Source organism: Oceanobacillus caeni (assembly GCF_042678465.1).
GTDB classification, from domain to species: Bacteria; Bacillota; Bacilli; order Bacillales; family Amphibacillaceae; genus Oceanobacillus; species Oceanobacillus caeni.
Genome location: NZ_JBHTKV010000009.1, coordinates 74,447 through 94,675 on the forward strand (window position 1 = coordinate 74,447; position 20,229 = coordinate 94,675).

The 20,229-nt window shown below is 35.8% G+C and carries 21 protein-coding genes; 11 read left to right on the plus strand and 10 right to left on the minus strand.

Annotation, left to right across the window (positions count from 1 at the left end; translation table 11 throughout):
• Positions 1–13 precede the first annotated feature (13 nt).
• On the plus strand, positions 14–277 hold the full coding sequence (locus ACFQ18_RS08670) for a NifU N-terminal domain-containing protein (RefSeq protein ID WP_047186449.1): 264 nt from the start codon (positions 14–16) through the stop codon (positions 275–277).
• Between the two features lie 71 nt (positions 278–348).
• Here ACFQ18_RS08670 and ACFQ18_RS08675 read toward each other — a convergent pair whose 3' ends face one another.
• Positions 349–735, minus strand: coding sequence for a putative periplasmic lipoprotein (locus ACFQ18_RS08675; RefSeq protein ID WP_047186450.1), 387 nt, complete (start codon positions 733–735; stop codon positions 349–351).
• Positions 736–921: 186 nt separating this feature from the next.
• Here ACFQ18_RS08675 and ACFQ18_RS08680 point away from each other — a divergent pair, with 186 nt between their 5' ends.
• From ACFQ18_RS08680 to ACFQ18_RS08690, 3 genes are all read left to right on the plus strand, one after another.
• Positions 922–1,791 (plus strand): DegV family protein, encoded by an 870-nt coding sequence (locus tag ACFQ18_RS08680; RefSeq protein WP_204798137.1) that lies wholly within the window; start codon positions 922–924, stop codon positions 1,789–1,791.
• 118 nt (positions 1,792–1,909) lie between these two features.
• Complete coding sequence (gene yppF, locus ACFQ18_RS08685; protein WP_047186452.1) at positions 1,910–2,110, plus strand: YppF family protein; 201 nt, start codon at positions 1,910–1,912, stop codon at positions 2,108–2,110.
• A gap of 110 nt (positions 2,111–2,220) precedes the next feature.
• Entirely contained in the window at positions 2,221–3,093 is an 873-nt protein-coding gene (locus ACFQ18_RS08690) for an SDR family oxidoreductase (RefSeq protein WP_047186453.1), read from the plus strand.
• A gap of 117 nt (positions 3,094–3,210) precedes the next feature.
• On the opposite strand, the gene ACFQ18_RS08695 is transcribed toward ACFQ18_RS08690, so the two are convergent.
• The 5 genes from ACFQ18_RS08695 to ACFQ18_RS08715 form a co-directional block, all read right to left on the minus strand.
• Entirely contained in the window at positions 3,211–3,855 is a 645-nt protein-coding gene (locus ACFQ18_RS08695) for a cupin domain-containing protein (RefSeq protein ID WP_084824119.1), read from the minus strand.
• Between the two features lie 276 nt (positions 3,856–4,131).
• Positions 4,132–4,671, minus strand: a complete 540-nt coding sequence (locus tag ACFQ18_RS08700; protein ID WP_047186454.1) for a DUF6944 family repetitive protein — start codon at positions 4,669–4,671, stop codon at positions 4,132–4,134.
• 346 nt (positions 4,672–5,017) lie between these two features.
• Complete coding sequence (locus tag ACFQ18_RS08705; protein WP_145523886.1) at positions 5,018–6,514, minus strand: alpha-amylase family glycosyl hydrolase; 1,497 nt, start codon at positions 6,512–6,514, stop codon at positions 5,018–5,020.
• Positions 6,515–6,687: 173 nt separating this feature from the next.
• Complete coding sequence (locus ACFQ18_RS08710) at positions 6,688–7,047, minus strand: YisL family protein (protein ID WP_047186456.1); 360 nt, start codon at positions 7,045–7,047, stop codon at positions 6,688–6,690.
• Positions 7,048–7,180: 133 nt separating this feature from the next.
• Positions 7,181–8,356 carry a DUF418 domain-containing protein gene (locus ACFQ18_RS08715; protein WP_240473185.1) on the minus strand — a complete coding sequence of 392 codons (1,176 nt, stop codon included), beginning with the start codon at positions 8,354–8,356 and terminating at the stop codon, positions 7,181–7,183.
• Positions 8,357–8,530: 174 nt separating this feature from the next.
• Here ACFQ18_RS08715 and ACFQ18_RS08720 point away from each other — a divergent pair, with 174 nt between their 5' ends.
• The 6 genes from ACFQ18_RS08720 (at position 8,531) to ACFQ18_RS08745 (ending at position 10,618) form a co-directional block, all read left to right on the plus strand.
• On the plus strand, positions 8,531–8,746 hold the full coding sequence (locus ACFQ18_RS08720; protein WP_047186457.1) for a spore germination protein: 216 nt from the start codon (positions 8,531–8,533) through the stop codon (positions 8,744–8,746).
• Positions 8,747–8,756: 10 nt separating this feature from the next.
• Positions 8,757–8,960 (plus strand): spore germination protein GerPB, encoded by a 204-nt coding sequence (locus ACFQ18_RS08725; RefSeq protein WP_047186458.1) that lies wholly within the window; start codon positions 8,757–8,759, stop codon positions 8,958–8,960.
• An 82-nt stretch (positions 8,961–9,042) separates the two neighbouring features.
• Positions 9,043–9,618, plus strand: coding sequence for a spore germination protein GerPC (gerPC, locus tag ACFQ18_RS08730; RefSeq protein WP_047186459.1), 576 nt, complete (start codon positions 9,043–9,045; stop codon positions 9,616–9,618).
• 160 nt (positions 9,619–9,778) lie between these two features.
• Positions 9,779–9,946 carry a spore gernimation protein GerPD gene (locus ACFQ18_RS08735; protein WP_379566172.1) on the plus strand — a complete coding sequence of 56 codons (168 nt, stop codon included), beginning with the start codon at positions 9,779–9,781 and terminating at the stop codon, positions 9,944–9,946.
• 16 nt (positions 9,947–9,962) lie between these two features.
• A complete protein-coding gene (locus ACFQ18_RS08740; protein ID WP_047186461.1) occupies positions 9,963–10,331 on the plus strand; it encodes a spore germination protein GerPE in 369 nt (122 codons plus the stop codon).
• Between the two features lie 68 nt (positions 10,332–10,399).
• Positions 10,400–10,618: a spore germination protein gene (locus ACFQ18_RS08745; RefSeq protein ID WP_047186462.1), complete on the plus strand. Its 219-nt coding sequence runs from the start codon at positions 10,400–10,402 to the stop codon at positions 10,616–10,618.
• Between the two features lie 145 nt (positions 10,619–10,763).
• Here ACFQ18_RS08745 and addA read toward each other — a convergent pair whose 3' ends face one another.
• The 3 genes from addA to ACFQ18_RS08760 all read right to left on the minus strand — a co-directional run bounded on the left by addA (position 10,764) and on the right by ACFQ18_RS08760 (position 18,817).
• The gene (addA, locus tag ACFQ18_RS08750) at positions 10,764–14,534 is read right to left on the minus strand and encodes a helicase-exonuclease AddAB subunit AddA (protein ID WP_204798136.1); all 3,771 of its coding nucleotides are present in this window, start codon (positions 14,532–14,534) and stop codon (positions 10,764–10,766) included.
• A complete protein-coding gene (addB, locus tag ACFQ18_RS08755) occupies positions 14,527–18,024 on the minus strand; it encodes a helicase-exonuclease AddAB subunit AddB (protein WP_204798135.1) in 3,498 nt (1,165 codons plus the stop codon). Before addB ends, addA begins: the two co-directional genes overlap by 8 nt.
• A 157-nt stretch (positions 18,025–18,181) precedes the next feature.
• Positions 18,182–18,817 (minus strand): TVP38/TMEM64 family protein, encoded by a 636-nt coding sequence (locus tag ACFQ18_RS08760; protein ID WP_084824121.1) that lies wholly within the window; start codon positions 18,815–18,817, stop codon positions 18,182–18,184.
• Positions 18,818–19,029: 212 nt separating this feature from the next.
• Here ACFQ18_RS08760 and ACFQ18_RS08765 point away from each other — a divergent pair, with 212 nt between their 5' ends.
• Positions 19,030–19,419: a hypothetical protein gene (locus ACFQ18_RS08765; protein ID WP_047186466.1), complete on the plus strand. Its 390-nt coding sequence runs from the start codon at positions 19,030–19,032 to the stop codon at positions 19,417–19,419.
• On the opposite strand, the gene ACFQ18_RS08770 is transcribed toward ACFQ18_RS08765, so the two are convergent.
• On the minus strand, positions 19,355–19,888 hold the full coding sequence (locus ACFQ18_RS08770) for a competence protein ComK (protein WP_083452452.1): 534 nt from the start codon (positions 19,886–19,888) through the stop codon (positions 19,355–19,357). The two genes, ACFQ18_RS08765 and ACFQ18_RS08770, sit on opposite strands and share 65 nt — an antisense overlap.
• Positions 19,889–20,229 lie beyond the last annotated feature (341 nt).

A 20,229-nucleotide genomic window follows, 5' to 3' on the forward strand; every position in this document is an offset into this window, starting at 1 on the left:
AGGAATGACAAATATGGCAATTCATGTTGAAGGTACACCAAATCCAAACGCAATGAAATTCACAACAGATAAAATTATTTTCGAAGGTACAAATAGTATTTCTGTTATGCCTGGAAATACAAGTGAACACGACATTCTTAATGATTTAATGAAAGTGGAAGGCGTTGACAACGTCTTTGGATATCAAAACTTTATTACCATCAATAAACAATTTGATGCGGAATGGGAAGACTTAACCCCTCGTGTTAAAGAGGTAATGGAAAGATACGGTTATTAATACATAAGAAAGGCGCAAGTACCCGTTTGGGTGGGATAAATGGACCAAAAATAAATAATTATTTTTGGTCTCTATTTTATTTCAATCGGTATGTAATTAGGATTCATTGCTTTTCCATTTTCACTTTTTCCATAAATAACAAAAATTGGAGCATCATCCGCTTCCATTACTTTTTTAGGTAATGTGACTTCAATTTCAAAAGGTTTCCATTCCTGACCATTAAGTTGGATAGGTTTCTCATCTTGTAGAACTTCCTCCCCTAGTTCAACTCGATAGAATATTTCTTCACTCGATGTTTTTACATCAGCAACTAAGTTAGCCGTAAGATCTTCAACCTGGACATCCACATTTCGAATATCTATCGTATTCGGTGAATCGGAATTTGATATCAATTCATCTGTGTTGCTACAACCAACAAGAAGAACAGCAAAAAGCATCAAAAGCATGATTCGTTTCATTTTTCACTCTCCTCCCTCATATTCTTTTAAATGTCATCATCATTGTAAGCTTTTTTCCAAAATTTAACCACCTTCGTGACGTAAGGGATATACGATTCCAAATTCCATATAAAATTTTATTTTTGACTAAATATGGATATCGCTATAAACTTAAATAAAGAAAGATTTTTTATTAGGAGTGATTGAATGGCAATTCAAATACTTACCGATTCCAGTTGTGATTTAACGCTAGAACAGTTTTCGGAATTAGACATACAAATTGCACCATTAACAGTTCATCTAGATGGACAAGATTATGAAGACGGTGTAACGATTCAAGCAAAAACTGTTTATGATGCCATGAGACAAGGAAAAGCACCAAAAACCTCCCAGATCTCTCCACAAACGTTTAAAGAAATATTCACTTCCCACGCAAAAGAAAATAAACCATTAGTATACATAGCTTTCTCTTCCCAACTTTCAGGAACCTATCAAACCGCGAAAATGATGGAACAGGAAGTAAAGGAAGCGTATCCTGATGCACCAATACATGTTATCGATACGAAATGTGCATCCCTTGGGCAAGGTTTAGTTGTATTACATGCAGCAAAACTCGCAAAACAAGGAGCCTCAGTAGATGAGGTTGTAAACGCAGTAAGATATCAGTCGGAACATATGGAACATATATTTACCGTGGATGATTTAGAATATCTAAAACGTGGTGGCCGTATTAGTAAGGCTCAAGCTTTTGTTGGTACTTTATTAAAGGTAAAACCTTTACTACACGTAGATGACGGAAAGTTGGTTCCACTAGAAAAAATTCGAGGTTCAAAAAAAGTTTTAAGTCGAATGCTAGAACTAATGGAGGAACGAGGGCTCGATCTCACGAATCAAACCATTGGTATAAGTCACGGTGACGACCTAGAAAGAGCCGAACAACTTTCCAAGATGATCCAAGATAAATTTAGTGTTAGTGAAAATCAAATTGTAATTGAAATGGTTGGTTCTGTCATAGGAGCACATTCTGGTCCAGGAACGATAGCCCTATTCTTTTCCAATAAACCAAAACCGAATTAAAACAACATCCTAACCCCATGGAAAAACTTTAAGATTAAAAGCATGAAATCTATTTTTTAAACATATATTCAATTAAATATAGATATAAAGTCATACACTTAATGAGGGGGAATCTACATTGCATATTTTCGATTTAGTAGACAGATATATGTCCGTTCGAAATCACATGCCAGATTCAGTTAACGACTTACTCGACTTTTATCAGCATAAGTACATTATGGGGGAAATTGACATAAAAGACTATCGACACATATTTGCATACTTGCATAAACAAGGTGCCATATCAGCATTTGATTACGAAAGATCAGTAACCTATTAATACGGAAGCGACTAAAGTCCTTTTTTAAAAAGGGCTTTTTTTCTATTATGCTTTCTTCATGATTGGATTTTCCCACGAAGGGTACATTAATGATGAAGGAGGAGATGTGGATGAGTATGGAGCATCATAACGGAAAAATTACTCCACCAAAACAAATTCAAGGGAAACAACCAGGAATCGAATCTGAGATGATTCCAAATCCGGAATTTATCCGCCATGATTATGAAGGAGGTAATAAATTAAAAAACAAAGTAGCTATTATTACCGGTGGGGATAGTGGTATTGGCCGAGCCGTGAGCGTACATTTTGCTAAAGAAGGTGCGGATGTTGCGATTATTTACTTAAATGAACATGACGATGCCAATAAAACGAAAGAACTCGTGGAACAGGAAGGCAGAAAATGTTTACTCCTAAGCGGGGATATTGGTAATGAAGCTTTTTGTTCAGAAGCAGTAAAAAAGACATTTGATACGTTTCATCAAATTGACATATTAGTAAATAACGCTGCAGAACAACATCCTCAACCAAGTTTTTTAGATATAACAAGTGAACAATTAGAAAAAACATTCCGAACGAATATATTCAGTATGTTTTACTTAACGAAAGCAGTCATTCCTCATCTAAAAAAAGGGAGTTCTATTATTAATACTTCCTCGATTACTAGTTACAAAGGAAATGTGGATTTGATTGATTATTCGGCAACAAAAGGAGCAATTACTTCATTTACTAGATCATTATCCGGTGCTTTGGCTGACCAAGGAATTCGGGTTAACGCTGTTGCTCCGGGTCCGATTTGGACTCCACTAATTCCCGCTTCTTTTAACAAAAAGAAAGTGGATTCATTTGGAGCCGATACTCCGATGAAACGGCCTGGTCAACCGAAAGAGGTTGCACCTGCTTATGTTTATTTAGCTAGCGATGACAGCAGCTACGTAACTGGGCAAATGATTCATGTGAATGGTGGAACGATTGTGAACGGGTAAGATAACTTATGGTTAGTTATAAAGAAGACTTCCATCAGTGGGGGGTTCCCTTCCCCAACTGATGGTTAGTCACACTTATCAGACCTTTATGGGCAGTTGATATTCTTTTCACATCTCTTAATCCTTATTTTCTAAAAACCCCGTATATGGTACCCATTCTTCTTGTGTTCTACCAGGAATACTTGTATGATCTTGACTTCCACCTTCTGCGGCCATTGCATCTGCTTTTGTTACATGAACCGTTCCACGTGGATGGTTCGGTGGTGCATAGATGGAATAAAGTTTTAGCGGGATAGTTCCTGTATTCGTTACATTATGCCATGTTCCAGCGGGTACCATAATTGCAAAATCATCAGCAACTCTTCTTTCAAAATCAAGGTTATCTTTTCTCTTACCCATTTGAACAATCCCCTGTCCTTGTTCGATACGTAAGAATTGATCAACTTCAGGATGTATTTCTAAACCAATATCATCCCCTACATTAATACTCATCACCGTAACCTGTAAATGTGGTCCGGTCCATAAAGCCGTGCGATACGTATTATTTTGCTTAGATGCCTCATTAATATTAACAACAAAAGGATTAGGACCGTAATCTCTTAATAAAATATTATTATTTTGTCTAACTGTTTCAAATCTATTTTCATATAACTCGGCTGGTTTTTCCCAGTATTCAGAGTGCCTTGTATAGTTATTCATTGGTGGTGCATTTACATAATAAGGATATTGATAATATGGATTATTGTAAGGAAAAAAATACATTCTACTCCATCCTCTCACATTTTATAATTGGGTAGTTAAAACAACTAATATAAATATTATGCAATCGTATTTATTATGAATAGGCACAAACCTACCCTGAATAAATTTCTCAAACGTTTCACTTAAAAATTGATGCAACATTTTAGATAAACACCTATATATTATAGGGATTAAACATCTCAAAATTAGGAGAAGAGGACATGAACGAAGAACTTCAGAGGTTATTTAACAATTTGATTCAATTGGAAATAGCAAATTGCAGCATCTTCCATTAAATTATATTGGTATAAAGTGATATAATGGCTGATCAGAATGTTGGTCTTTTTGATTTTGTATTGTCATATTAATAGCCGAAATCACAGATCCAGCAGCTTGAATCCATGCTCCCGTATCATCTAGTAAACTTACATCTACATTTTCCACCTCTTCTTTAATTCCTGATATTCCTTGAATGCCATTGCCGATAGACTGTAAGAAATCTCCCTGAAATCCGAACACATCGTTTTCTTCAATTGCTGGTATTAATCCAATTCCTGCTCCCATGGCTTGAATAAAATTACCTTGAATCTCAAGATTGATGTTTTCTACATATAAACCTGTTACTACAAAAAGATTTCCAATGGTTTGGACTTCGTTGGCTAATTTAACTAATTCCTCTGATGTATAATCAGAAATAATCGAACTTCCAATAGCTTGCAGTATATTTCCGACTTTCGCAATTACCTTACCATCATCTTCACTAAAAGGAGGGTCTATAGCATTGATTACTGTTCCTACTGCTTGAATCCACGCCCCGATAACCGTATGGTGACTCAACTGACTCTCACCTCACTAATCATTTATCTACTCTTATACCGTGTATTCCTGCAGTATCATATGAAAACAATACCTACATGATTATCATTTTTCGCAAACATTTTTTAAATAGGTCATAGCCTATTCAAAATCATCAAAAATAGCCTTAAATAAAATGTAGACGCTAATCCTTTTTACAGGATAGCGTCCTAAAATTTTTCCAGATATTTTTACGAAATGGCCATTCTATTTTAATCTGTCACTTCACTAAGAATAATGGTACTGAGACTAACACATAGTACTAATGTTAATGCAATAAGTCCAATCACTCTTTGCACCTCCTATCCTATTTAAGGAAAATATCCTTTTACTCTTCTGCTTCACGTTTTTTTTGTTTTCTACTTAAGTAAATAACCCCAACAATGAATAATAGCAATGTCCCACAAATAAAACTGATGAATCCCCAGTTTAGTCCTTTGTCTGGTTGCAAATGAAAAACTTCTACAGATTCTCTAGGTAATCCGATACGATAGTCGCCATTATCATCAGCGCGTACTAAATTATCTTCCAAATAACCTCTCAATTGCATTCCGGGCTCTATACCAGATACAGTAATATCCTGTGATGTGCTACTGTTATTAATTGCTATATATAAGGTGTCTCCTTCATATGACCTACGAAAAACACTCATAGCATTACTTGTATCAACTAATTCAAAATCCCCGTATTGTAATGCGCGAAATTGGGATCGTAAGGATGATATTTTATGGAAGAACTCTTGTAAATCAGAATCTCCGCTATTAAATTGAACAAGATTTTGAGCAGCAACCGCATCTTCGCCATACATCGGAATCTCGGATCCTTGGAAAATCATTGGAACTCCTGGCGTTGTATACATATATGTCAATGCCAGTTTCCAAGCCGTCAATGAGTTTCGGCCATTTTCTGAGAACTCTTGTGTGAACCTTTTCGAATACATATCATCCATATAAAGTATTGGTAGTTGATTTCCGCTTTCTTCCCAAACATTATAGATAGCGGAAACCTCCTTGTCTTCTTTAGAAAAGGTTTCTCTCATCGTTTGATTTAACGCTGTATTTTCAATCACTTGTATACCAGTGCTATCTAATATTTTTTGACTGTTCTCATTCGTTTCAAGAATATCTCCTATTAAATAAAAATTAGAATGAATAGATTTAATATGTTCTGTTAACTTTTGTAAAAAAGAAACTGGCATTTGATCAACTGCATGAATGTTAAAACCATCAATTTCAGTTTCTGCCATCCAGAAGTCTGCAACATCCATTAAATATTGTTGAACTTCTTCATTTTGTAAATTTAATTGCACGGTATTATTGATCCATTCAGGTCCAGATAATTCTTGTTCCTTTACCCAATCAGCTTTTTCAGTATCTTGAACGATTGGATTCGTTGGTGCGATGAATTGTGTTACAAATTCAATGACAACCTTCATCCCTCTCTTATGCGCTTCCTTTACAAGCAATTGAAAGTCTTCCATTGTTCCAAACTGTTCTTCCAATTGATAGAAGTCTTCAATCCAGTAACCATGGTAACCTTTATCAGCATTTGCCATAATAGGTGAAAGAGAGAGAGTTGTAATCCCAAGTTCCTGAAGATCATCTAATTTTGTAATAATTCCCTGGAAATCCCCTCCATGATATGCATATGGATCATTAACATCAACATTACTATCCATGCTATGGTCGCCATTATTATATCTGTCAATTAGGATGTGATAAATAACCTCTTCTTGAATCTGTCGTTCATCTGCATATAATAAAGTGTTTTCATTACTTAGCAAGAAAACACCAGCTATTAAAAATAGCATTCGTATTTTTTTCATTCAACTATCCCCCAAAATATGTATTCACCCTTTTATTATTAACCAACTAATCTATTAGTCAACCAGATTTCGAATATTGTTGAAAATCATTCATAATGTGGAACATCATTTAAAGACGTTCCACTAAATAAAAAAACTGCCGTTTAGACAGTTTTTAATCCTTCATATGATAACTACATCGGTAATCTTACAAAACCTAAAATCAACACAATGACTAACGCGATAACAAATTGGATCCAGAAGCTTCTGACTGGTTTTCCTTTAGATTTTTTCACTAAAATCATTTCCATTGCAGCAATTAACCATATACCAGCTAATGATTTTGTAATGGCTTCAGCAAATAATGGCATTTGTATACTTTGGAAATATACTCCAAGTAAGTCCCCACCAGTGTATAAAATAAATAAGTAATCAAGACGTAAAATCATGTGAACGATTTTCGCAGGTTTTTCTTTTCCTTGATTAAGGAAGACAAGTGCAATGATAAAAAGAATAAAACCTAGTACCCACGAAGTAATATGCATATGTGTCATCTATTATGTATCCTCCCTTTCAACTTTCATTCTAACGATATCATACCATAATCTGGTACAACGGTCATTTTTTGTTCTTTTTAGCATTAGAAAACGAAGGCGCTCGACAAACCTTTGCCGAAAGAATGCTTTCTTATCTGCGCAAAAATGGTTGTCGCTTCCAATACGTAAGGCTTCTCCATACCCATTCTAATGGGCCGAATCGGAAACGGCTAAACCACCACTTGCTAAAGATAATTTGACCTATATAAATGATAACAACCATTACTACTCCAGTAAAAGGGCCAATTTTGCCATATAGCCCAAACCCTACTCCGTAAAACAATAGAAAACTAATAATAGACTGAAATATATAATTTGATAATGCCATTCTCCCAACATATGTAAATGGTTTCATTATTTTTCTTCCTAGGTCCGTTCTAAACAAAAGAGTAACTGAAAAAATATAAAATAAAGCAGAAAACATTCCACCAATATTATCTTGAATATAAGAAAACCATATTGGATTTCCGAATAAATAGGCACCCATTTTTAAACCTATAAAGAGTAAAAAGGAAACAACCCACCATTTGATTAACAGAGATTTATATTTTCCAGGTTCATGGAGCCAACGTTTCTCCCCTATAAACATACCAAATAAAAATAGCGGAAGGAGTACTAGTATTAAAAATATTAGAGTAACAGGATTATTTGCAAACAACCAATCCTCATAATTCTGTAACCAAACCAATCCTATTTCATTGCTTAAATAATTTTTGTATGACTGTTCAATCATCACAACATCTACATAATCTAAGTAATCTTTGGTTAAATAAAATAAAAAGGAAAGAAAACTTACACTTCCGACCATCATAGCTATTCCAATTGCCAGCTTTGTATTTGACTTTGTATGTAGGAATAAAAGCGACAGTATTCCAACTAAAGCGTAAGATAATAAAATATCCCCGTGCCAAAGTAGAAAAGCATGCATCGCACCAAAACAAAATAAAATGAATAATCTTCTTAATAAAATGAGATTGGGATTATTTCCTCTTGCCATTATCCGCTCTCTCATCATTTGTAACCCAAATCCAAATAAAAGGGAAAATAACGTGTAAAAACTACCCTGGAAAAATATATCAATAAAAATTAGCGCAGCTTGATCTATATTTGATGTCCATGCTTCTTCCGCCCCGCCATACATAAAGTATGGTGCACTAAAAGCCCCAATATTTACAATAAATATTCCAAATATCGCTAATCCCCTTGCCGCGTCAATCCATTCTAATCGATTCGATTCCTGTAATGGCGTTGCATTATTTTTCATCATCCAATCCCTTCCCCTTTCATATCTGATTTAGCAAATTCCTTACTTGCGCACACTATTCAATTATAGCACCCTTTTTTAAAGTAAAACTAAATCCTCTCACCTATTCCATTTTTTATTCTATTCATACGCACATTCTTAAAATCAAGCATAAACTGTGATAAAGGAGGATGTTATATGCCTGCAATCGTTGGAGCTATTAAAGTAGTCAGTGTTTCCAATTCGAGTGTATTTCATGTTGGAGACGTATATTCCATTTTGCCACAAAGTAGTGCGAAAACGTATGCCGGTGGAGGATCCTTTAATACGGGAAATGGAATTAGAATTCATTTAGGAAATTCAAATACACACGTTAATGACCGAGATCATATAGATCAACCGAAAGTTCTATGAGGTGACAACGATGGACATGACCATTCATCAAGCAATCCATATTCATTTTTTAAAAATCGGTGCTATCACTAATTCTTCCGTTGTACAAATTGGTAGCACTGGCTGTATTCAAGCTCAATCAGATATTCATAATACTGGGGGTTATACTGAAACTGCTGAAGTTGCTGAAGCGCAAACAGAGGCTCCACTTGTTCCTTTAGCTCCAAATGCTTAATCACAACTTCTAATCATTCGCATAAAATAATCTAGGCATTTGTCGGAGAACTAAATTACGACCTTGTATTGGAGGCAATGCAATGTATGGTCAAGATTGGAACCAGTACGTTTATGAATTACAAAGACATATACAGAACTTGGAAATTCGGATGAAAAATTTAGAAGACCAAGTACACCAACTAAACGCGAACAAAGAATCAAAAGACAGGGTTAATATTGAAAAAGTCGAGTACAAATTTGATCAATTAAAAATTGAAACATTATCAGGTAGTCTTCATATTGGACTTTCACCCGAAAACTTAGAACAAATGGAAGACTTTGCACTTGGTCAAACCAATCAACAGACTGCTCAAAGTTTGCCTTTATTTAATCAAAAACTTTGTACTGATCTTAGCGATTGGCTGCACCAATCCGGACCAAACATGATTAATGATCTAGCTAATACTCATGAACGGACCATTGATAGCTCGCATCAATCCTTATTACTCCAAGATATTCAAAAGCAGCTGCCAAATCGAATTTCCTATTATAAGGAACAAGCCGAAAAAGATAATAATATTTCTGAGGAACAAGAGTTTGAAAGTTTTATAAAGTCTAAGGTAATGGAAGAAATCCAACATTCCTTAGCTAACTATATTAAAAAATATAAAGGTTAACTTATTCAGTGGGCTTTTTCCACCCCCCATTGATATGGTTGAACTCATCAGAACCCTACTAGCTGTTTTCCCCATTCACAAAACTTAATTTAAACGATGATTCTTGAAGTGGGGGATTACAAGCCGGTAAAGTCGTGACAAAGGAGAATATTAAATGATAATGGAAGTTCATAATTACGGGTTACATGTTGCCAATGTTCAAATTGATGCAATTGCTGCTTCTTCTGTCTTTTTAATCGGAGATAATGATTCAATCGTTTTATCATCTTTTTTTGATACACCTCCTGAGAGTTATTCTATACTCAATTTGGTACCACTAGGAGCCTAACTAGGGGGGGATTTATTTGGTAAAACGTACATCCAACGTTCAATTAATAAATACAGTCTCTGCTATAAATGCCTCTTTCATTAATATTGGAGATACACATGAAGCCTGTCCGGAAACAAGAGCCATAGCCTTACAAAAAGAAGGTGAGACGTTTCAAGGTGAATTAGAGTTTGAAGATTATTCCATCTTTAGTCAAAAAAAAAATTTACCTAAAACCAAACCTAAAGTTATAAAACATACGATCAACCATCAACCTAATATTTATGTACAAAATGTTAACGTCATTGCTCTTTCCTCTTCATCTATCATGCAAGTAGGAAATTTAAATCATATTTCAGCGGAGTCTAGAATATTGCATATTCGCTATGTTATTGCTGAAGATTAATTCTTAACAATATATAACTAGTGTCATATACTATAAATAAATTTCATAACCCAAAAGTAGGTGTTAGCATGCCATCAATTGTTGGCCCAATAAGAATAAACAGTGTCGGTGGAGGCGTCATTAATTTCGGTGATACATTTTATTTATCACCAAAAAGCTCCTCTAAAACAAATGCAGGTTCTGGCGGATTTAATACGGGGGATTTTATTAATACTAACTCAGGAATTAGTAATACTGGAACAAACGATCCCGATATAGCTGATCAAACTCAAACCGCCAATGCCTAATTTTTCAAAAAACAAAAAACCTTACAGGTCCATAAAGAAGACTAACCATCCTTAGGGGTTCCTTCATCCCCACGGATGGTTAGTCGCATTTATCGAACCTTTTATGGGCAGTTGATCTCCCACCTACCTTCTTGAGTTAGGAGTCTTACTGCTCATTTAGGTATGATAAACTCTGTAGAGTGTTAAAGTTTTCTGGTACTTCAACAACAAGTTGTTTAGAAAAGAAATACAAGTATGTTTTCTTCACTGGTTGTTTCGATATTTCCTCTATAGCATGGCGATAGAGATTCATTTGGGTTTCATATTTTTTGATTAACTTATTTTTTAATCTATCTGTTAATTCCTCATTGATCGCATCTGTCTTATAATCTAGTACCATCCATCCATCTTCAAAAGGGATAAGGCAATCAATTACCCCTTGAATAAGTACCCTTTCATTCCCACCAGTCCAATGTGCATATACTTCATTTGCCGGAAGGGTTAAACTGAAAGGTACTTCCCTATGGACCGATGTCGCTTGTTCCAACATAGTAGCGGCTATTTCTGTATTATAAAAATTCTTGATTGCAGGAATATCAATAATATCCGCTTCTTGTCTCGTCAAAATTTCCTTTTCAACAAAAACTTCTAGTTGTTCTTCAATTTCCACTTGATTAAGTGGCTTAGTTAGTGGAAGATGTTGCATCACGGTATGCATGGCAGTCCCTTTTTCTGCAGCTGTAATAACTTTTTGTTCTTGCATAAAATTCGGTCGTTTCACAATCGGCGGCTTAAATTCTTTCACCAATTGATCTGCACTGTACTCATCTTTGATTTCCCGCTGTCTTTTAATTTCCGTTACAGACTGCTTTGCTCGGGAATATGCTGCTTGTTCATGTGGATAAGTATAGGACAATCTATTTTCTACTACTTCTTTCCACTGTTCATCTTGAGTGCCTATTGTTTTCCATCCGATTACTTTCTCTTTTAAAACCTGGTCAAACTCAGTTGATGTTTCATCCAGATTTGTGTAATCACTTGCATGAACAACCGATATATCCCATTTAGATGGATCCATTTGAATGTCTTTTAAAACGACATCCTTCACGTCACCTGAACGTAAGGAGCCCCCATCTTGGTGTCGCATTAAAGCTGGGCCTACCCAATCCAGATAAGAAACAGCGGCCATGCGGAAATACGCTGGTAAAACCCACTCGGAATGGTCAACCATCCTCTGCCATTTTTCTAACTTTTTCTTAAATGAAGCAACATTTCCAATCATAACAAGCTTTTCTTTTGCACGTGTTAACGCAACATAAAGGACGCGCATTTCTTCTGCTAATAGCTCTCGTTTCTGCTCTCCTTGTACAGCGTGATAAAACAATGTTGGATACATAATTCTTTTTACAGGATCAATATATTTACTCGCAAACCCCAAGTCTTTATGCAGTAAATACTTCCGATTTAAATCCTGCATATTAAATTGCTTGTCCATTGCACCAAGAATAACGACAGGAAATTCCAATCCTTTACTTTTATGGATTGTCATAATGCGTACAACATCTTCCTGTTCACTTAGTGCACGTGCTGCTCCAAGATCGTCTCCGCGTTCCTCCATTCTTTCAATAAAACGTAAGAAACGGAATAATCCACGAAATGATGTTCTTTCATAACCTCTTGCACGATCATATAACGCACGTAAATTCGCTTGACGCTGGCGTCCACCAGGCATCCCACCTACAAAATCGTAGTAACCAGTTTCTTGATAAATATCCCAAATTAATTCTGACAATGCGCCTTGTCTTGACGCAAGGCGAAATTGATTTAATTGTTTTAGAAAATAAGAAATCTTTTCAGCTGTCTCATCCGAATTTTGCTGTCTATATATTTTTAAGGCATCATAGTATGGATTATATTTATCAACTAAGCGAATTTTGGCTAGTTCATTTTCTGCTAAGCCAACAATTGGTGACTTTAGAACAGATGCAAGCGGAATATCTTGTCTAGGATTATCGATGGTTTTAAGTAAACTAATCATAATTTTCACTTCCATCGCTTCGAAATATCCTGAAGATAGTTCCGCATATACCGGGATTCCTTGATTTTTCAATTCATCAACAATCGTTGGTGCCCATGTCATGGAACGAAGCAATATAACAATGTCTCGATACTGAATATCACGCTGAATCCCCATGCCTTTATCATAAACTTGTAACGGTTTATTTTCACCTTCATGACCTAACCATGACTTTATTTTTTTAGCATAGGCACGCGCCTCGATTTGTGCCTTTTCTAAATCCTGAAAGCTTTCTTCACCTTCTTCTACCTCATCCTTTTCGTCCTCTGAATCGCGATCAATAATAATCAATTCCGGATTAGGCTTGGGAAAGTCGTACTCATCATACATTTTATTTCCATAGATGAGTTCCGCCTTTTCATCGTAGTCAATATCCCCCAGTGTTTCGTCAAGGATTTGACGGAAGATATAGTTCGCACCTATTAAAACTTGCTCTCTACTACGGAAATTCCTAGCTAAGTCAATGCGGATCCCAACAGAATCATCATTAGTAAATTGCTTATATTTCTTAATAAAGAGGGACGGTTCTGCATGACGGAATCGATAAATACTCTGTTTGACATCCCCAACCATGAACCTGTTCCCTTTTCCTTTTTGATCACTAACAAGGGAAAGAATCGTTTCTTGCACAAGGTTCGTATCCTGATACTCATCTACCAAAACCTCGCTAAACTGGCGTTGAAACTGGACAGCCACACTTGAAGGAATAAGCTTCTCAGAAGTTGAATGTTCGTCTAACAATAACCGTAAACAATAATGTTCCAAATCCGAAAAGTCAACCAATGCTTTTTCTCTTTTTTGTTCGGTGAATTTAGCATCAAATTGTTTTACTAATGTTGTTAACTGTTTAATAACTGGAGCAAGTTCCCGCATATCCTCTATGTGCCCAGCAAGATTACGGTTAAACCATTTGTCTGCCATCTTCTTCCAGCGCTTTTTGTAACTATCTCTTAGATTTTTTACTTGCTCCTTTTTCATTTCATCGCAATCTTGCTTTTTCCTAGATAAAGCTTTAAATGTATGTTCTTGAATAAAGTTTTGCAAATCGTCCCAGTTCTCTATATGCTGTTTGGCTGCCTCTAATAAAGCAAGATCATTGTCAATGGTTTCCGCATATTGATATGGCCCATCACTTTCCCTTGTGATTTCCAATGCTAAATACATTTCCTGTTCCATAGCGAAAAATTGGTTTTTCACTTCTTTTTTCATTAGGTCTAACCAATTTAAATCTTCCTCTTGAAAGATTTCTGGTATCGCATAACGATTAGCTAGACTGTCTAACCATTCGTATGGCCAAGGGTTTTGAATAGCAAAGGTATGTAAATCTAGAATTACCTTTTCCAAATCTACATCACTTCGATCACTCGAAAAACGATCGACAACAGCAAAGAATTTTTTTTGTTCTTCTCCTTCCATTCCATACCATTCTTCAAATAACTCATCCATCACATCTTGTTTGATTAAATCTGCCTCCATATCATCGGCGATACGGAAAGCAGGATCAATATCTAGTAAATAAGCGTATTTGCGTATTACTTCCAAACAAAAGGAATGCAACGTGGAGATGGATGCACGCTGTAATAAGGATAGCTGCTTTTTCAAATGAATCGAGTTAGGATTTTGTTCTAGAGCTTCTTCTAAAGCTAAACCTACTCGACTCCGCATCTCTGCTGCAGCTGCATTCGTAAATGTCACAACAAGCAATGAATCAATATCAACAGGGTTATTTCGATTTAGAAGCTTTTGAATGATTCTTTCAACTAATACGGCTGTTTTTCCGGAACCAGCCGCTGCTGCTACAAGGATATCGGCACCATCTGTATAAATTGCTTCTTCTTGTTCTTTTGTCCAACTAACCATCGTTTTCCACCTCCACCCTTATTTTTTCTAAAACTTCTTTATCTTTCATACTCTTCAATTTACGGTAATCATTTTCTTCTAATATCGGATCAAATTGGCATACAGAACGAAAAGGACAATAGGTGCATGCAATTTGATTTTTATTTTCATATGGATTTAAATGAACTTTACCAGAAGTAATGTCCAAACCAGCACGCTCCATCAAATGATGGATATGGGATTGTAACTGATCAAATGTTTCTTTTCCAGCAATACTAGAATTGCTTTTAAATTCTCCATTCTTTTTAAGTCCTGCTGGTACAATATGACTCATATTTACAGAGTCAATCGAAGTATCCATTTTCTTTACAATCTCTTCATCAGAAAGTAATAAGCCTTTCATTTTATACTTCTTGAAAATTTCCTCATCAATTTTCTCTGAATCTAATTTTACATCTTTTGAAATCATGGGATTGTGTACATGAAAATACAGTACCCCAGCAGGAGTTGCTTTTTGCTTCAACCATCGTTCTGAATGTGTAAGAACTACATCTAAATAAGTGAGCATTTGTAATGCCAAACCATAATATACTTCGATTAAGTCGAGTCCCCTTGAACTAGATTTATAATCAATGATTCGTAAATATAAGTCATCTATGTTCGTAGCTTTATCTACTCGATCGATTCGACCCCGCAGCAATAATTTGTATCCATTAGGAAGATTCATCGTTAATGGTGGAAGGTCTTCATCAACACCAAAACCTAACTCTAAACCAACCGGGGAAAAATGACTAAGGCGGGCTTGCTCACTTAAAATGTAAGTTGCTCTCGCAATAATTTCCTCAAGCTTTTGACTAATATATTTATGTCTATTAGAACTGTGTAAGATTTGATGTTGCAATATCGGCGCTAAATTCCCCACTGCCCTCTTCGCATACGTATTTGCATCCGTCTGATTAATAGTAGAGTAATCCTTGCCTTCTTTTTGAATCCATTCCGTAATTATTTTAATCGCCTCATGGAAAAGCATTCCAATATCTGGAGCATCTAACTTGTACGTTTGCCGCTCATCTAGTTTTAAACTATATTTTGCAAAATGCTGATAAGAGCACCTGAAATAGGATTCGAATCTACTTACACTTGCATGAATTTCTTTCGGGTATAATTGTTTAACTGTCTCCTCGTCTAAATCTTTCGGTTCATTTTGATAATAGAGACTTTGTAAAACTTTATAGGTCGTACTATTTTTAGATTGGTTTTTCACATACCAATTGAAAACCTCCCACCAAATTGGTTGAATCAGATAACCTTTTTGGTGACGTGATAGTTGGGCAGTAAGAGCTGACCTTGTTTTCACAGGTGATGTTACAAAGCGTTCGGCTTCGAATAAATCATCTGGATCTTGGAGCAATAACCGATCCTTACATGTAGGAAATAAATCTTCTAACCGTTTCAATAATTGTGAAGGCATTTTTCCTTTTCCTTCTTCGTCACTTAAAGGATAGCTAACCCAAAGACGATCTTTCGCGGCCGTGAATGCTAAATACATATAAAACCAATCATCAAGGAGTTGACGTTTACTACTGTCTGCAAGTTGGATTCCTTGTGAAGCTAACATTTCCCTCTCCTCTTCACTGATCATTCCATCTGCAGGCGGCTTCATTGGCCATACTCCATCATTTACTCCTAATAAGAAAGAGCATTTAATCCCACTCATCCGAGAACGGTCAATCGTACCGACAATGACATGATCAATGCTTGGTGGAACATGGGAGAATGTCAATGTCTCAAACCCAGCATCAAGGGCTGAGCTAAATATGGACAATGTCATTTCTTCTTCTCCAGCCATCTCTACCATTTCATCGAATAATTGAACAACAGCATTCCATACTTGTTCCTGCTCCCGACCCTTTTCTAGTAAACCTTCCTCATCATAATACGTTCGCATTTTCTCCAAACGTAATGGTACCCCTAATCTTTCTAACAACAAATAAATCGTTTCGCAAAACTCCACCACTGTCTTTGCTTGACGGATATCTTCATCAAATGGCTTCAAAGCGTGAACAACTTGGGCACGATAGCGATTAATTCTTGTTTGTATTTCTTTTTCGTGGTTTGTTTGTGCAGCTTGATCAAACCCTCGGAATCGTTGAAACTTCCATTCTTTTTCGCTAAACCAACGATCTCTAGAACGGATACCATATTCTAGTACATAATTTTCTAATTCATCTATTGCATCATTAGTCAGCGGATACTCTTGGTCTGACTTCGGAATAAATCCTGTTTTTAAAACACGAAAAATGGCATCATATCTCCAATTCCCCTCCACAATATCTAATGCCGAACGTATAAATTCAATTAATGAATGATTTAACATCGTACGTTTTTCATCAATAAACACAGGGATTCCATGATCGGCAAATATGGTATGAATTAAATCATGATAAACATTGGATTGTCTCATGAATATCGCAATATCTTGAAAACGGTAATTTTCTTCTCTTACTAAACGAAGAACTTCCTGTGCCGCCCCTTCTACCTCTGCCCGAGGGTGAACCGCTTCTGCAATCTGTATATTGGCATTGCCTGCAAAACTTGGAGCAGGTCTCGTGTCAAAGTAATTTTCCAAATGGGCAAAATAAGGTCGATCTTTAAATTTCCCGTTTTCCGGCTCCATTCGAACTACTTCATCAATTGAGATATGATTCTCTGCAGCTATTTGATTTAATACGTGATACGTTTCCGTCGTTTGGTAAAACAAATCCATTTCATTACCCGTTTTCTCCGGATTATCTAGTGTTAATGTAATAGTGACCGAACTACAATTTCTCATTAACTCTTCCACAACGGTTAACTCTTTTGGAGTAAAACTATGAAAACCGTCTATATAGATCTCTGCACCTCGTAATAACGATGATTCCTTTATCTTTTCTGCCAAAATTTGCAGTTGATCTTCACTATCTACGTAATGATCTTTTAATGTAAACACCAATTTTTCATAAACATATAATAAATCCTCTAATTTATTTGTCAGTGCTACTTCCCCAGGTTCTTTATGGACAAATTGATTCATATGTTCAATCTGCGCCCTTAAAACTTCTGGAGTGACTTGATATCGTTTAAATTCAGTAATCATTTGTTCTAGCTGGTTTAAAAATCCTTGCTTTTCCATCGCTTTATGAAAAGTGAACCATTCGCCTTGCTTTTCTTCGATGATTTTACGGAGCATCATTTGAATACCAACGGAACTGATAAACTGTTTGGTTGCTCCTCCCGTTTCTTGCAAAATGCGCCAAGCAAGTCTTGAAAAACTTACCACTTGAGCTCGAATGCTTCCTGTTAATTCTTTATCATGAAATAAAGCATATTCCTGTTGAAAGGTCATCTGATCTGGAACGATGTATAGAAGTGGTTTTCCTAATGGATTTTCTAATTGTTTTTCTTTTATTTCATCCATGACTCTTCCACTTTTCCCAGTTCCTGACCTACCTATAATAAATCGGAGTCCCATATTTCTCCTCCATTCGTTAATAAAACTTGGCATCCCCCTATAGCTCGGCGGATGCCTTAATTGCATTTAGGTATATCTTTACGGTGCTATATATAATAAAGCTCCTACCTTTTCTATTTTACCAAAGATAGAAGCTCACTTATAGTTTATCATTCTGTCAGTTATTTCTTGCCGCCCGTTTTTCTAGCCGCTTTTCGACGACCTTCCCAATAATCCAGAACAAGCCAATAATGATTAATACAATAATGGTCTTCATCGGTTTTTCTGCAAACTCCATGATGCTTGAACCGACATAAGATATAGAAAAAATCATAACAGATTTCCCAAGAAGAACCGCTAATGCAAATTGTTGAATGCTAATTTTCGATAATCCAGCTACAACATTAATAATAGAGGATGGAGAAAACGGGAAGGCAAGTAAAACAAATAATGGTCCAAAACCGTGCTTGTCTACCCATGATGTAACCGCAGTTACTTGTTTATTCTTCCTTATTTTCTTTACCCATTTTCTATTTCTTACTTGCCTTATAATAATAAAAACAACCACTGCACCAGAACTAGCACCAAGCCAGGATAATAAAAAACCCTCAAATAACCCATATGCTGCAGCATTTGTTAAGACAAATACAATCAATGGTAAAAAAGGTAAAAATGCTTCGATAAAGGGAAGAACAAAGCCGGGAACTGGACCTAATCCTTCATATTGATCCAGTAATCGCATAATAAAATCTTCGGTTCCTTCTTTTTGGAGCACCGTTTGCCAATTGGAAAAGCTAATGTTCATTAACATCAAATTAATACTCCTCATTATGTAAATGTTCTATCTTTCCGAGTGTATTTATTCTCATTCTATCCTAAATGAAGGTACCTGCATACTTTCTAAGTTGAATTAAGCTACTTTCTTTCATTTTACTAAAAAATATTAATTTATGTTGTATTTTAGTTTGATTTTATCATATAATAAGAATAAACACAGAACACTTGTTCTTTAACGGAGGAGTTCATATGCGATATCTTCATGATGATGAACTACAAATTGCAACAAGATTCTTATTTCTCTCCATGGCAATCGTCGTATTGAATCAAGATATGAACCATATTAAAGATGGTAAGTTTAAAATTAATGAGCCCTATCTTGACCTTATAGAGAGAATGACATTGCTTGCGAGAAAAGAACGTAGAAAGCTTCGCAAAATCATGCAAGACAAAAAAATGCAAATTATCCATTTAAATAAAAATGACTCATTTTCTTCTTTTCTTTTCCTTTGCCAAGGAAGAGAAGAAAAAAGAAATTATTTTAACCCTGCTATTCGTAAGAAAGTGGAAGAAGTTATTCGAAGTTTAATGGGAAAGGCTCTGCTATCATTTCAGGACTCTGCTGTTGTAAATAATTAAGTCGCTTATCAAGTAGAAAACGAAACTGTGCCGTTCGTTGTACTTGATTCAGCATCGTTCTGATGGATACATCTAATATTAACTTTTTTCCATTTTTAAAAAGAATCTTAGTTTTACGTTCTGTCACCTTACTTATTTTGTCAATATGAGAATGGGAAATCCAAGAACATTTGGGGTTTTTAGGTGATGTCGTGGGAAAAAAATACATACCGCTAGAAGGGTCGATGGATATTGGAATTTTACTAGTAAAGCCAGAAATGTTCCTGGCTCCATCTTGCCTGCCTCTTAGACTCGACCCGAAATATTTGCAGGCAGAATTGATAATTTGATAAGGAGTAACATCAACAATATATTCTTCATCTTCTTCCATGATTCTAGTAATAATTCCATTATGATCATTCTGTTCCGCGACAATTGCCAATGTAAGAGGGCTTATTTCAAAAATTGAGGTATCTTGTTCTTCTAACATAATAACCTTCCTTTCCATTAGAAAACGAAAAGAAAGTAGCTTACTACTAATTTAACAAATTTTGTCTAAAAATGGTAGTAAAAAATTAGAAAACTTGACATTTTCAAGAACAAAGGCGTAAGCGCCCGTTTAGTGACGTATAGACTGGACTGAGCCGTAGGAGATAAAGGAAACACGGAGAGCGTAAGCGAGCCGATGTTGACTTATCGTACGGAGGTGAAGGAAGTCTACTAGTCACTGGGCGCTGGAGCCGGACGTGGCCTCTTCTGAATAATCATCCACATGCAGCAAATTTTATAACTTCCTAACAACTAAAAAACAGCCCACAAAACGTGAGCTGT